Source organism: Anabaena sp. CCY 9910 (assembly GCF_963920875.1).
Lineage (GTDB): Bacteria > Cyanobacteriota > Cyanobacteriia > Cyanobacteriales > Nostocaceae > Trichormus > Trichormus variabilis.
In genome coordinates, this window is record NZ_CAWUDJ010000007.1 from 121,649 (window position 1) to 134,568 (window position 12,920).

The following is a 12,920-nucleotide window of genomic DNA, read 5'->3' on the forward strand; positions in this document are numbered from 1 at the left end:
TGATAAAATTTGAAAGAATAAGCAAAAGAAAGCTTTGAATTAATTTAGTCTAAGAGTTTTTGCTTTCAATACAGGGATTAATAATAAGGATTTCAACTGTGAATCTGTCATCGCTAGGTTTTTTTCGCAGTTTACGCAAAGATAATAACCAATTTGCTGTAATTGGCTTGGGTCGTTTTGGTCGTTCTGTCTGTTCAACACTGCATAAGTTAGGCTATCAAGTGCTAGCAACAGATATAGATGAAAAACGAGTGTCAGCAGCGTTGACGGAAGAAATAGTTGGTCATGCTTTACAACTAGATTCAACCGAAACAGCCGCCCTTAGGGAAGCGGGTATTCTGGAATTTGATACAGTAATTGTGGCAATTGGTAACTATGTTCAAGAAAGCGTAATCACCACTTTAAATGTGAAGGAAGCTGGAGTCCCTCATGTTGTTGCTAAAGCTTCCAGTGAAGTCCATTACAAGCTATTAAAGCGGGTTGGTGCAGATCATGTTGTTTTTCCTGAATATGAGGCGGGTTGTGCCTTAGCACGGACACTGACGAAGCCATCAATTCTTGATAGATTCGACCTTGATCCAGATAACAGTATTGTAGAGTTAATTGTGCCAGATGAATTCCACGGGAGAACTATCGCAGAATTGCAGTTACGCAATCGTTACGGGTTGAATTTATTAGCTGTGAGTCAAGATGGTAAATTTCAAATTAACCCTAACCCCGGTAAACGTTTAGAACGTGGTACGGCAATGGTGGTTATAGGTTGTGATAGAGATATTAATCGCTTGCCGATTTAAAGCCAAAAAATATGACGGGCAAAATGCTCGTCATACAAAAATTTTATAAGATTATGCAGTTTCCAGCTTCCCCTTTTAACGCAGAGTAGTGCGGAGGTTAGCGCGGAGGCACACAGAGGTTTTCTGGTGATAGCTCGCTAGTGATAAAATAATTGAGCGTTTCTTTATCGAGAATTGGTATTAGGAAATATTGGTGGAAACTGCTTTTGTTCATCCGAGACAGTTACTGCACCAGAATTAGCTGGTTGTTCTTTTGGTGCTGTTAGTTGAGTTAGTTTTTCTAAGAGGTTGTTTGTAGCGTTGTCTGTCGGCTTGGGTGTGGATGCTTGTCTTTGTTGCAGCTTTTGCTCCTCGATTTTCTGAGCAACTTGCTGCATTAACTGTTCCGTCTTCTCTGTTTGCTCCAGGTTCCCTTGTTGGCTGTATTCTTCCTGAGCGCGTTTGAAGGCGTTACTAGCTTTTTGCAGGTCGCCCTGGTTATATAAAGTTATCCCCAAGTTATAGTAAGCTAGGGCATTTTTGGGGTCTTGGCGAACAGCTTGGGTATAAGCGGCTATGGCTTCCTCTGGTCGTCCTTGCATCGCCATTAAGCTACCTAAATTACTGTAAGCTGCCGCATTTTGAGGATCTAACTTCAAAACTTCTCTATAGGCGACGATCGCCTCTTCTATTTTACCTGTTTGTTGCAGGGCGATCGCTAAATTGTGATGAGCGTTGACTTTACTGGGTTCGAGATTAACTGCATCTTGGTAAGCGGCGATCGCTTCCTGCAATAATCCTTGTTCGTATAATACCAAACCCAAGTTATAATGAGCCTCCACCCTTCTTGGGTCTATCACTAAAGCTTGGCGATAAGCTGTAATAGCACCTTCTTTTTTTCCCTGTTGTTGCAATGCTAAACCCAGGTTGTAATAAGTTTCTCCCAAATTTGGGTTAAGTCTAATCGCTTCCCCATATTCCTGAACCGCCACATCTAGACGGTTTTGCATCAGGTAAATATTTCCTAGATAAGCTCTAGCCATTGCCAAATTGGGTTCTCGCTGCAACGCTTGGCGAAAAGCGTTTTCTGCACCTTGCCAGTCACTACGGTTGTAGCGTGTAACACCCTGTTGGTAAAGACTAGCTGTTTCCAAATCCCGCGAGATGGGAGTTTGTGCCAACAACTTGCTTCCTGGTAAATTCACAATCGGTGCAGCCAACACCAAAAAAGCTGATGCAGCACAGAGAACACCCAAATGCGGCTTTTGCCAATCCGAAATATGCGGACAGGTGATTGACGATAAACCGCAAAACCACTGTTTAATTTGCTGTTGTTTATACATAGTGGTATCTCTGTACTTATGGTTAAGATCCTTACAAGTAAGAGTACCCACTACAACATGAAAAATTAAAAGTTCAAAATTAAAAAATTTTGGAGACAGCAATCAAAACTAATGACAGTTGACTCCTCTAGCTTCCGGTAGAATCAACATGGCATCGCCAAAAGAGTAGAACCGATATTGAGAGGCGATCGCTTCCTGGTATATATTTAACAAGCGTTCTCTGCCAATTAGCGCACTTACTAGCATTAATAAACTAGAGCGTGGCAAGTGAAAATTGGTAATTAAACCTTCCACAACTTGCCATTTATAGCCAGGATAGATAAATAAGTTGGTTTTTCCACAAAATTCTTGTAAATCACCAGATGAGGCTGCTCCCTCTAAGGCGCGGACTACTGTAGTTCCTACAGCAATAATTCTACCGCCAGCTGCTTTGGTGGCTTTGATTTGTTCTACTGTAGCGGCGGGGACTTCAATCCATTCCTCGTGCATTTGATGAGTGGCTACATCTTCCACTTCCACAGGGCGAAAGGTTCCCACACCAACGTGGAGGGTAATAAAAGCTTGATTGATATTGCGATCGCGTAACTTCTCTAGTAACTCTGGAGTAAAGTGTAACCCAGCCGTAGGCGCTGCGATCGCTCCTGGTTGCTCAGCATACACAGTTTGATACTGTTCATCTGCCGCTTGAGATGCAGTGATATAAGGTGGTAGGGGTATTTCCCCGAATTTATCTAAAAGTTGCACCAAAGATTGCCCCTCTGGTAAATCAAACTGTAATAAACGCCCTCCTGTGGCTTTGTCGGTTTCTAAAACAGTAGCGGTTAGCTGGTGGGGATTGGGGAAGGTGGGGCCCCCTTTGGGGATAAGGGGTAATGGGGATTGGGGACTATTTCCTGTTTCCAGATTCCTCACACCTAGTCCTTCAAAAATAATCTGCGTGCCTTTTTTAAAGCGTTTTCCTGGTTTAACTAAAGCCAACCAACAGTTAAACTTGCGTTCTTCTAGCAATAAAATTTCTACTTCTGCACCAGAACTTTTACGCCCGTATAATCTTGCGGGGATGACCTTCGTATTATTCATGATTAATAAATCACCAGGACGCAAAATATCCGGTAAATCACGAAAAATTTGATGTAGAGGTGGTGTTTCTTTACCTGTTGTTTGAGAATTGACGACTAGTAGACGGGAACTGTCTCTGGGAACTGCTGGATTTTGGGCAATTCTTTCTGGCGGTAGTACGTAATCATACCCAGCCAACGAACAATCTAAATTTGTATCCTCTGCTGCTGCACTAGAAGTTTGTTCAAGGTTTAATTGTAATGTCTGTCTCTTCATTGAAATTCCCGATGCTTGGAATAAGTTTGTTTACATTTTTTTGACAAAAGTAGTCAATTTTAGACCTAAATTATAAGATTGACATTATGACGTAACACTTAAGCAATTTGATAATAAATGGGTAAACTCCCCCATGCAAAGACGGGGGCATTTACCCTACCGGGATACCAATCAATTGAGGAAGATAGAGATGTAAGATTGGATTTGATCCCAAACACCATGATGGAATACCTATACTATCTGGCAAATGCCAGTTTAACTCTGAGGGTCGTTCAATATCTACACGGTAGACCCCAGTTACCCGTTTCGTTCGTTACCGTGATTCATCAAATAGATGGTTGGGTGGTTAGGATCAAACTTAAAAATCCCGTCTCGTCCCAAGAAGATGGTGATTTTCGAGCCTTCCTAAATGAACTGGGAATTAGCTATGAGCCTCCTATGCGTGTGCAAATGGCACTGTGGAGTTTAGAAGCGGGACAATGTCCTGTAGATGTTATGCGCCGCTATCAAGTTGCGATCGTTTCACATGGTAGCCCAGAAAGGGAAGAAATAGAAGCTTTCCGTCAACAGTTTGTTAGAGGGCTGGGTTACTGTCCAGAAACACTCGCGTAAAATCGATGGTCATAAACTGTGTATTTGCTCATTGGTAATTGGTAATTGGTGGTAGCAAAATATCATTCACAACCAGTTACCAATGTCATGAAAAGATTCATTTTCTGGTAGCAAATATCAAAATAATTATTTTAATAATTAATAATACTAGAGATTTCCAGATAAAAAGATATTTAAAAAGTAGGGTGCGTCAGTATAAATAATTTCAGGGTATAACTATAAGACTCATACTTGATTTTTGAAATTGGGCATTGCCCACCCTACAGATACTGGGAATTTTATGTGCAAGCGCAGGCTACGTCAACAGAAATCACATCGGATTCCTATAGGTCTTATCGCACTGACGCACCCGACCAAACTACCTTTAACTTTGAATTGATTCATTTTTTGTATTCCCTTAATCAATGTAGACAGTCAAAAGCTGCGGGAATATATTCTTGTAACTGAAATTTATATTCTCCCACTGAAGAACTAGTGGCAGATTCCTGAGTTATGGATAACCCATGCTCCTGTTTGGAAATTATCTGACAAGAAACAATCGCTACATCAAAGCGACAGATATACTCAGCTTTATCAGGATATTTGGCTAAAAATATTCTTGCCGTCCGCTCAATTTTTGCTTGTTTTTTCAGTGTAATTGCACCTCGCCCCCCATCATCCCAATTACCTGGACTACGAGTTTTAACTTCGACAAATGCTAGTATGGGTTCTTGATTATTTCTTGTATGTTGGGCAATGATATCAATTTCGCCCCAACGGCAGGAAAATTGGCGATTTAAAATCATCCAACCCGTAGATTGTAACCATTGGGCTACAAAGTCTTCGCCTAAGTTGGCAATATTTAAATGTGACATAAAATAATTGAGTAATCTAGAGTTTTTCTACCAAGTTGCAGTCTAAGATAGTCACTTGGGCTGGAAGTAGGGAGTAGGTAATTAGAACTGCTGCTATATGGCGAAAAAGATTAGTTTTTTGAAAGGATATTTTGCCAGCTTGATTGAGCCGAAGTTTGTGCCAACTGCGTTGAAAGTTGCGTTTGTTGTTGGCTCTATTTTATTTATGATCAATCATGGTAGCGCTTTATTACAAGGAAATATGGGGCGCGATCGCTGGATTTCTGCCGGCATAACTTATCTAGTACCATACTTTGTTAATATTCATGGCCAATATATTAGTATTCATCGCCATAAATCACTGTAAAGTAATCAACTTGTCTAAATTGTAGGGTGGGCAATTCCCACCGTATATCTTCTTGATGGGCATTGCCGACTCTACTAATCATTTGTTTAATTTTTGAATTTTTAAAGCCATTGTCCGCCGCGAAAACGCCAACGAGGAAATATAATTCGCATAATGCTTTGGGATGCAATAAAAACTGCTAACCAAACTATGCTGTAGTGCATTAAAAAAGTATCTGGTGGCAGTTCTTCTTTGGGAATAGGTAATGGTAAAAAGCCAAAAAGTTTAGCTCCACAAAAAACAAATATTAATTCCCAAATACCAGCAATGAATTGATAAGCAGCAGGCCAATCCCTATCCCAACGGAACTTTTGGAGATAGTCATAAAGCACATCCCACCCTAAACCAAAAATGGCGACATAAGCTAGTATCCAAAAATAAACAGAATTAGCACCGGGGCCAATTAAACCCATTGCAAAAGGCAAGGATACTAATACACCGACGGTAGCAAGTAATAACAGTCTAGTTTGCCAACGACCAAATAAAGTTGGAGTCATAGGAGTAATGAGTGCTAATTTCCTAGTAGGTAGGCGCGAATATATATAACTATGTAAAGACAAGTTAAATTAAGGGTAGGGTGTGTTGTCACGCAACGCACCGTGCATAATCCAAGGTGCTTCAACTTGTGGCATAACACACCCACCCTAGAGATAATTTATATTTTATTCATATAAATTGAATTTTTCTCGCCCACTTACTAATTAGTAATAATGAATTTTATGCACAATTTTACTACGGCTTCATTTCTAATAATTCGGGAACTGTCACGAATTTATAACCTTGCTGTTTCAGTCCACTAATAATTTGTGGTAGAGCTTTTACTGTTCTTTGACGATCGCCTCCACCATCGTGCATCAAAACTATATAACCAGGTTTTGCACCTTTGACAACGTTTTTCACAAATACTTCAGGTTTAGCGCGGGGGTCTGTGTCGGCTGAAGTCAAAGACCACATGACCACAGCATTTTTCTGGCTTTTCGCATAAGCGGCTAATCCATTGTTTAAAACTCCTCCAGGAGGACGGAATAAATGAGTTTTTACCCCGGTAGTTTTGTAGATTAGGTCAGATGTGCGTTCAATTTCGCTCTTGGCTGTGGCTTCATTCATGCGTCTATACCAATGATGCCAAGTATGATTACCAATAGCGTGACCTTCAGCTACCACTCGTTTAGCTATGTCGGGATTTGCTTGTATAGCTTGTCCTACCCAAAAGAATGTCGCTTTAATTTGATTTTGTTTGAGAATCTCCAAAATTTCTGGCGTGGTTTTTTGCCAAGGCCCATCATCAAAGGTAAGAGAAATCACTTTCTCATTACTATTGGTTTGTACCTTATAAACTGTTTTCCCTTGGTATGGAATTGGTACAGTAAAGGTCAGCTTGTCTAATTTAGGTGGTGGCGGCGATTGGGGTTGATTGGGGGTAACTGGTAAATCTTGGGTGACGATTACAGGTTGGTTTTTGGGGAAAGTTACAAGAGTACCCACTGTAATAGAACAAGTTACCAAAAAAGTGGCGATCGCCATCACGCCAAGAGATTTTTCTGTTTTCAGGTGGTTGTTGGTCATGTCAAGATTCCCAAAACTCACCCTATGATAGGCGAATATTTTTTATCTGGAGAAAATTGACCTTAGCCCTCTTCTGTCACTTTAGCTGATAGTCCGGTCGGGTATGATAACCAGCTAAGGGTTCCCAATGAATCACATCTTCCAATAAGGATTGATAACCCAGGGTATTGGGGTGGAGACCATCTTCAGTTAAACGTTTATTGCGCCAAGTGTCACCCCGTGCCATCCATTGGTCGAAAATATCTAAATAGGGAATTTGCCGTTGATTGCAAGCAATACGAGTTGCTTCTTTGTAGCGGTATTGATCGGCATGATTAAAATAAAAGCAATTTAAAAAAGGCATTTTGGCTTCATCTACGGGCACCATCCCCACAAACAGCACAGGACAAAGTTGCTGCGCTTGGTCGAGTAGGGAGGCGATTTCCGATTCAAATAAAGCAAAATCCGTACAATTACGTCCATTGAGACGAGTTAACCGCGCTGAATCGTTAACGCCGACAGAAAGGATAATTAAGTCAGGAACACGATTTCGCAATTCGCCACGATGCCGAAATTCTACCTCTAACCTTTGTGCTACTTGCTGGGTGCGATCGCCTCTGACTCCCAAATTGTACAGTACATGACCAGAACTATCAGGCAACATCCACCAGCGCCGCAACTGCTCTACCCAACCCCCCTTTTCTGGGTCACCGAAGCCGTATACTAAACTATCCCCCAGTGCGATAATCTTCAAAGGCTGACATTGAGTTGGTGATAAGGACAGCTGCATTGAGGAATAAGCGGGAAATGTTTGCATCTTAAAAAGACTATATTTTATATCTTTACAAGATTCTATACATTTCTACACCATTACGGGGTATATTTTACTTCTTTTGTCCCGAAAAGCTCCCTACCCCATTAACAGTCTCTAATCCCCTGTATAAACTTTTTTCTAGAAGCGATCGCACAATTACTGCCAAATGTAACGGATTGCAAAGTATAATGAGAACGGCAAAACCATTAAGAAATATTGAAGAACAGTAGGTTTAAATGCGAGTAGCGATCGCTGGCGCTGGTCTAGCAGGACTTTCCTGCGCGAAATATCTCACGGACGCAGGTCACACTCCCATAGTCTTAGAGCGTCGGGACGTATTGGGTGGCCTTGTGGCGGCGTGGAAAGACTCTGACGGCGACTGGTACGAAACCGGGTTACACGCCTTCTTTGGGGCATATCCCAATATGCTGCAATTACTGAAGGAGTTGGGCATTGAAGACCGACTCCAGTGGAAAGAACATACACTGATTTTTAATCAACCAGATAAACCCGGAACACTCTCACGTTTTGATGTTCCTGATATCCCCTCTCCCTTTAACATCATTGCCTCGATCCTTCGCAACAACGATATGTTGACTTGGGAACAGAAGATTAGGTTCGCCATTGGACTGCTTCCAGCAATAGTTCGAGGCCAGAAGTATGTTGAGGAGATGGACAAGTACAGCTTCTCCGATTGGTTGAAAAGGCAAGGTGTGGGTGAGCGGGTAGCAAGTGACGTGTTCATTGCTGCATCTAAAGCCTTAACCTTTATTAATCCCGATGAAGTTTCCTCCACAATTCTATTAACAGCCCTAAATCGCTTTCTGCAAGAGCGATATGGCTCCAAAATAGCCTTTTTGGATGGTTCTCCCACAGAACGACTGTGCCAACCAATCGTTGATTACATCACCGAACGAGGTGGAGAAGTCAGGCTCAACGCCCCACTAAAAGAGATTTTGCTCAATCCGGATGGTACAGTAAAAGGGTTCTTGCTGCGCGGGTTAAATGGAGAACCAGATGAAGTGATTACGGCAGACTTTTACGTGTCAGCTATGGCAGTTGACCCATTAAAAGTCATGTTGCCACAACCTTGGCAGCAAATGGAGTTTTTCCAGAAGCTAGAAGGTTTAGAAGGCGTGCCAGTAATTAACCTCCATCTGTGGTTTGATCGGAAATTAACAGACATTGATCACCTGTTGTTCTCGCGATCGCCCCTCCTCAGCGTTTATGCTGATATGAGTAACACTTGTCGTGAATATGCTAATCCTGACCGCTCAATGCTGGAATTAGTTCTAGCTCCCGCCAAAGATTGGATTAGTAAATCCGACGAGGAAATCGTCTCTGCTACTATGGTCGAATTGGAAAAACTCTTCCCCGACCACTTTAAGGGCGATAATCCAGCAAAATTGCTGAAATCTCACGTCGTAAAAACGCCGCGTTCAGTTTACAAAGCGACTCCTGGTCGTCAACAGTACCGTCCAGCCCAAAAAACCCCCATTGCCAATTTCTTTTTAAGTGGGAGTTACACCATGCAACGCTATTTAGGCAGTATGGAAGGGGCCGTACTTTCTGGTAAGCTAACAGCGCAGGCGATTTGTGAATCGCTGCCAGAGGACAACACCTCAAACCTGCAAACGCTAACCCGACCGCCTGCAACGAATGCTGCAACTGCCTGATTCCCCCCCGCGCATGAAAACGCTGGTCTCTGTAGACGAGTCATATAAACTTTGTCGGCATCTCACAGCCAAGTATGCCAAAACTTTTTATTTGGGTACATTGCTGATGAGTCCGGCAAAGCGCCAAGCCATCTGGGCAATTTACGCCTGGTGTCGCCGTACAGATGAATTAGTGGACGGGCCCGCATCCGCCATTACTACGCCAGAAACCCTAGACCTATGGGAGCAGCATCTGGAAGCGATGTTTGCGGGACACCCCAAAGAAAATTACGACGTAGCCTTGGTGGACGCAATCCAACGCTTTAATCTAGACATTCAACCCTTTCGGGACATGATTGCTGGACAGCGCATGGACTTACATCGTAGCCGCTACCAAACCTTTGAGGAGTTATACCTCTACTGTTACCGCGTCGCTGGGACTGTAGGGTTAATGTCAACAGCCGTGATGGAGGTAGACAAAACCACCAACACAGCACCTTGGCATCAAAGCAAGCCACTATATATTCCCACACAAGAAGCGATCGCCTTAGGTATTGCCAATCAACTTACCAACATTCTGCGGGATGTTGGTGAAGATGCCCGACGAGGACGAATTTACATTCCTCTGGAAGATTTAGCACGATTTAACTACACCGAGCAAGACTTCTGCAACGGCGTTGTAGATGAGCGCTGGCGCTCCCTCATGCGCTTTCAAATAGAGAGAGCGCGGCAATTCTACACCGAAGCAGAAAAGGGCATTACTCACCTGGCCCCCGATGCCCGTTGGCCTGTCTGGGCGGCTTCTATGTTATACGGTCAAATTTTAGATGTGATTGAACGCAACGATTACGATGTCTTCAGTCAACGCGCTTACGTCCCCCAATGGAAAAAGTTACGCACCTTACCCATAGCTTGGATGCGATCGCAAGTTCTCTAAACATTAGTCAATAGTCCGTAGTCAACAGTCCACAGTAAAAACCACTAACAACTGACTACTGACTACTGACTACCAACAAAAACTATTTGACATCAACAAAAATAGCTGCTAGTATTTATTCTTGTCACCTTGGAGAGGTGGCTGAGTGGTCGAAAGCGGCAGATTGCTAATCTGTTGTACGGCAGGCAACTCCGTACCGAGGGTTCGAATCCCTCCCTCTCCGTTTTTATAGCTTTTCAACAGGATTTTAGTGTTAATAAAAAGCACTGATATTAGGGGTAAACACTTCTATATCTAAAGGTGGATGTTATCATTTAACATTTAGAGTCCTGTTAAGATTAAGCTAACCTGAAAATTTAGTTTAAATCTTACTTTTAGGCTCCCGCATCTTTGAGGAGTGAAAGTAATCTATGCAAAGAATTAGTGCTGCCCTCAGTTTAGGTTTAGCTACCTTTACCGCAGGGTTTCTTTTGGCAGCTTGTGAAACAAGTAATACCACACCTAATGGCGCAGCTAACAATGGCGCAACTAGTACCCCAGCCACAGATACCACCACAGCCAGTGGTGGGTCAGGGCTAAAAATCGGTTCTCTCCTGCCAGCAACAGGCGACCTAGCATCTATTGGACAACAAATGGCTGCGGCTGTTCCCTTGGTAGTAGAAACAGTCAACGCCTGTGGTGGTGTCAATGGTCAGCCTGTGAGTCTCGTGGCTGTAGACGACCAAACAGACCCGAAAGCAGGCGCGGCTGGTATGACTAAACTAGCAACTGTAGATAAGGTTGCAGGTGTAGTCGGCTCTTTTGCTAGCAGCGTTTCCACAGCTGCTGTCTCCATTGCGGCTCAAAATAAAGTCCTACTAATTTCTCCTGGTAGTACCAGTCCCGTATTTACCGAAAAAGCACAGAAAGGCGACTTTAATGGCTTTTGGGCGCGGACAGTTCCCCCTGATAGCTATCAAGGCCCAGCTTTAGCCGAACTCGCCAATAAGAAAGGTTTTAAGCGAGTTTCCACCATAGTGATTAATAATGACTATGGAGTTGGTTTTGAAAAAGCATTTGTCCAAGCCTTTGAAAAACTTGGTGGGACTGTAGTTAATAAAAATAATCCTGTACGCTACGACCCCAAAGCAACCACCTTTGAAACCGAAGCGGCGGCAGCCTTTGCTGGTAAGCCAGATGCAGTTCTTGGTGTTTTTTACGTAGAAACAGGTAGCTTACTACTAAAATCAGCCTACCAACAAGGTGTGGCTCAAGGTGTACAAATCATGCTGACAGACGGCATGAAATCCGATGAATTTCCGGGTCAAGTCGGTAAAACTGCTGATGGTAAATTTATCGCATCTGGCATCATTGGTACAGTTCCTGGCTCCGATGGTAAAGGATTAGAAGCCTTAACAAAGCTTTGGCAATCGAAAAAAGGTAGTGCGCCAGGGGAATTCGCGCCCCAAGCTTGGGATGCAACGGCATTATTAGTGTTGGCAGCCCAAGCCGCCAAGGAAAATACTGGTGTGGGTGTTGCTGGTAAAATTCGTGAAGTATCTAGTGCGCCTGGTGTAGAAGTTACCGATGTCTGTGAAGGGCTGAAGTTACTCAAGGAGGGCAAAGATATCAACTATCAAGGAGCTAGTGGTAACGTTGATATTGATGCGAATGGTGATGTTATCGGTGTCTATGATGTTTGGACAGTAGGCGACGATGGCAAGATTAAGACCATTGACAAAGTGACTCCTAAGTAGTTGAAAGAGGTGGGGATTGGGATTAATTTCTCCTAATCCCCAGTCCCCAACCCACGATTCAACTAGAAGCCAGAGAAATTGTAGCCGACACCTATGAGTAAACCGATATCAGTACTATCAAAGAAGCCAGCATTGATGGCAGCTGTGGCGGTAAATTGAGCATTTAGTGGCAGGTCAATACCACCGGAGGCTAAAAACCCTACTTGGGAGTCATCACCAGTTTTAATGGCTGCACCAATACCGATATAAGGTGCGATCGCTAGAGGTTCACTAAAAGCGTCTGCTGCTTGTAGAGTAAAATCGTAGGTGATGGGAACTAAAATTGTGGTGTTGTTTCCAAACACTGCTGATGGTCTAATGGAGATAGCATTCGTCAACCCGATTTTGCTAATCGCTGCGAAGTTACCATCACCCAGAGATGAGTCATCACCACTTATGCCAATATTACCGGCAACACCAATATAGCTTCTACCGCCACGAGTTGCTCTACCTGGGTCAATATCTGATTGTGCAATTGTGGATGTAGATGATGGTATAGCCGATGGTTGAGCAGAAGATTCTACATATTCCGGTGCTAGGGTAGCGGATGTAGTAGCTACTGTACCAGGAACAGGTGTGATGATACGATTAGCTTGCTCCTGTGTATTAACACTGGGAAACTGCTGTAATTCAGTTGCATTAGATACAGGATTGGCGATCACCGATTCTTGACTTTGTGCCTCCGTGTTTGCTGCTACGGTTGCAGAAGATTCGGTCAATTGTTGACTCTCGACAGGACTAACTGTTTGAGCCTGAGCAGAGAAACTAGTACCAACAACTGCCAGAGCAGCTAAACCTGGTAACAACAAAAATTCTTTACGAATAAAAATATTGTTCACGTTCACTCCTAACAAATTAGGTTCCACAATAGATAATTCTAGCAATTGCTCTA

13 protein-coding genes and 1 tRNA gene are annotated in these 12,920 nt (G+C 43.1%); 7 read left to right on the forward strand and 7 right to left on the reverse strand.

Annotation, left to right across the window (positions count from 1 at the left end):
• Positions 1–98: 98 nt before the first annotated feature.
• Positions 99–794: a potassium channel family protein gene (locus tag ACM5QX_RS08300; protein ID WP_414753130.1), complete on the forward strand. Its 696-nt coding sequence runs from the start codon at positions 99–101 to the stop codon at positions 792–794.
• Between the two features lie 164 nt (positions 795–958).
• Here the strand turns inward: ACM5QX_RS08300 and ACM5QX_RS08305 are convergent, their stop codons facing one another.
• Both ACM5QX_RS08305 and queA read right to left on the reverse strand, forming a co-directional pair.
• Positions 959–2,116 (reverse strand): tetratricopeptide repeat protein, encoded by a 1,158-nt coding sequence (locus ACM5QX_RS08305; RefSeq protein ID WP_414753131.1) that lies wholly within the window; start codon positions 2,114–2,116, stop codon positions 959–961.
• A gap of 108 nt (positions 2,117–2,224) precedes the next feature.
• Entirely contained in the window at positions 2,225–3,451 is a 1,227-nt protein-coding gene (gene queA, locus ACM5QX_RS08310; protein WP_414753132.1) for a tRNA preQ1(34) S-adenosylmethionine ribosyltransferase-isomerase QueA, read from the reverse strand.
• A 222-nt stretch (positions 3,452–3,673) separates the two neighbouring features.
• Between queA and ACM5QX_RS08315 the strand changes: the two genes are divergently transcribed.
• The gene (locus ACM5QX_RS08315) at positions 3,674–4,063 is read left to right on the forward strand and encodes a hypothetical protein (RefSeq protein ID WP_041457080.1); all 390 of its coding nucleotides are present in this window, start codon (positions 3,674–3,676) and stop codon (positions 4,061–4,063) included.
• A gap of 401 nt (positions 4,064–4,464) precedes the next feature.
• Here the strand turns inward: ACM5QX_RS08315 and ACM5QX_RS08320 are convergent, their stop codons facing one another.
• The gene (locus tag ACM5QX_RS08320; RefSeq protein WP_414753133.1) at positions 4,465–4,917 is read right to left on the reverse strand and encodes a YraN family protein; all 453 of its coding nucleotides are present in this window, start codon (positions 4,915–4,917) and stop codon (positions 4,465–4,467) included.
• A 97-nt stretch (positions 4,918–5,014) separates the two neighbouring features.
• Here ACM5QX_RS08320 and nrtS point away from each other — a divergent pair, with 97 nt between their 5' ends.
• Complete coding sequence (gene nrtS / locus ACM5QX_RS08325; protein WP_414753134.1) at positions 5,015–5,263, forward strand: nitrate/nitrite transporter NrtS; 249 nt, start codon at positions 5,015–5,017, stop codon at positions 5,261–5,263.
• A gap of 101 nt (positions 5,264–5,364) precedes the next feature.
• Here the strand turns inward: nrtS and ACM5QX_RS08330 are convergent, their stop codons facing one another.
• The 3 genes from ACM5QX_RS08330 to ACM5QX_RS08340 all read right to left on the reverse strand — a co-directional run bounded on the left by ACM5QX_RS08330 (position 5,365) and on the right by ACM5QX_RS08340 (position 7,664).
• On the reverse strand, positions 5,365–5,799 hold the full coding sequence (locus ACM5QX_RS08330; RefSeq protein WP_414753135.1) for a hypothetical protein: 435 nt from the start codon (positions 5,797–5,799) through the stop codon (positions 5,365–5,367).
• Between the two features lie 235 nt (positions 5,800–6,034).
• The gene (locus tag ACM5QX_RS08335) at positions 6,035–6,868 is read right to left on the reverse strand and encodes a polysaccharide deacetylase family protein (RefSeq protein WP_414753136.1); all 834 of its coding nucleotides are present in this window, start codon (positions 6,866–6,868) and stop codon (positions 6,035–6,037) included.
• 76 nt (positions 6,869–6,944) lie between these two features.
• Complete coding sequence (locus ACM5QX_RS08340) at positions 6,945–7,664, reverse strand: GDSL-type esterase/lipase family protein (RefSeq protein ID WP_414753137.1); 720 nt, start codon at positions 7,662–7,664, stop codon at positions 6,945–6,947.
• A gap of 233 nt (positions 7,665–7,897) precedes the next feature.
• Here ACM5QX_RS08340 and pds point away from each other — a divergent pair, with 233 nt between their 5' ends.
• The 4 genes from pds to ACM5QX_RS08360 all read left to right on the forward strand — a co-directional run bounded on the left by pds (position 7,898) and on the right by ACM5QX_RS08360 (position 11,989).
• Positions 7,898–9,337, forward strand: a complete 1,440-nt coding sequence (gene pds / locus ACM5QX_RS08345) for a 15-cis-phytoene desaturase (RefSeq protein WP_010996000.1) — start codon at positions 7,898–7,900, stop codon at positions 9,335–9,337.
• Complete coding sequence (crtB, locus tag ACM5QX_RS08350; RefSeq protein WP_414753139.1) at positions 9,321–10,253, forward strand: 15-cis-phytoene synthase CrtB; 933 nt, start codon at positions 9,321–9,323, stop codon at positions 10,251–10,253. Before pds ends, crtB begins: the two co-directional genes overlap by 17 nt.
• Before the next feature lie 131 nt (positions 10,254–10,384).
• A tRNA-Ser gene (locus ACM5QX_RS08355) sits at positions 10,385–10,476 on the forward strand.
• Between the two features lie 187 nt (positions 10,477–10,663).
• Positions 10,664–11,989, forward strand: a complete 1,326-nt coding sequence (locus ACM5QX_RS08360; RefSeq protein ID WP_414753140.1) for an ABC transporter substrate-binding protein — start codon at positions 10,664–10,666, stop codon at positions 11,987–11,989.
• A 62-nt stretch (positions 11,990–12,051) separates the two neighbouring features.
• On the opposite strand, the gene ACM5QX_RS08365 is transcribed toward ACM5QX_RS08360, so the two are convergent.
• Complete coding sequence (locus ACM5QX_RS08365) at positions 12,052–12,873, reverse strand: hypothetical protein (protein ID WP_414753194.1); 822 nt, start codon at positions 12,871–12,873, stop codon at positions 12,052–12,054.
• Positions 12,874–12,920: the final 47 nt, after the last annotated feature.

Coding starts and splice junctions, on each gene's coding strand:
- ACM5QX_RS08305 (WP_414753131.1), bottom strand. CDS start 2,116: ATGTATAAACAACAGCAAATTAAACAGTGGTTTTGCGGTTTATCGTCA.
- queA (WP_414753132.1), bottom strand. CDS start 3,451: ATGAAGAGACAGACATTACAATTAAACCTTGAACAAACTTCTAGTGCA.
- ACM5QX_RS08315 (WP_041457080.1), top strand. CDS start 3,674: ATGGAATACCTATACTATCTGGCAAATGCCAGTTTAACTCTGAGGGTC.
- ACM5QX_RS08320 (WP_414753133.1), bottom strand. CDS start 4,917: ATGTCACATTTAAATATTGCCAACTTAGGCGAAGACTTTGTAGCCCAA.
- nrtS (WP_414753134.1), top strand. CDS start 5,015: ATGGCGAAAAAGATTAGTTTTTTGAAAGGATATTTTGCCAGCTTGATT.
- ACM5QX_RS08330 (WP_414753135.1), bottom strand. CDS start 5,799: ATGACTCCAACTTTATTTGGTCGTTGGCAAACTAGACTGTTATTACTT.
- ACM5QX_RS08335 (WP_414753136.1), bottom strand. CDS start 6,868: ATGACCAACAACCACCTGAAAACAGAAAAATCTCTTGGCGTGATGGCG.
- ACM5QX_RS08340 (WP_414753137.1), bottom strand. CDS start 7,664: ATGCAAACATTTCCCGCTTATTCCTCAATGCAGCTGTCCTTATCACCA.
- pds (WP_010996000.1), top strand. CDS start 7,898: ATGCGAGTAGCGATCGCTGGCGCTGGTCTAGCAGGACTTTCCTGCGCG.
- crtB (WP_414753139.1), top strand. CDS start 9,321: ATGCTGCAACTGCCTGATTCCCCCCCGCGCATGAAAACGCTGGTCTCT.
- ACM5QX_RS08360 (WP_414753140.1), top strand. CDS start 10,664: ATGCAAAGAATTAGTGCTGCCCTCAGTTTAGGTTTAGCTACCTTTACC.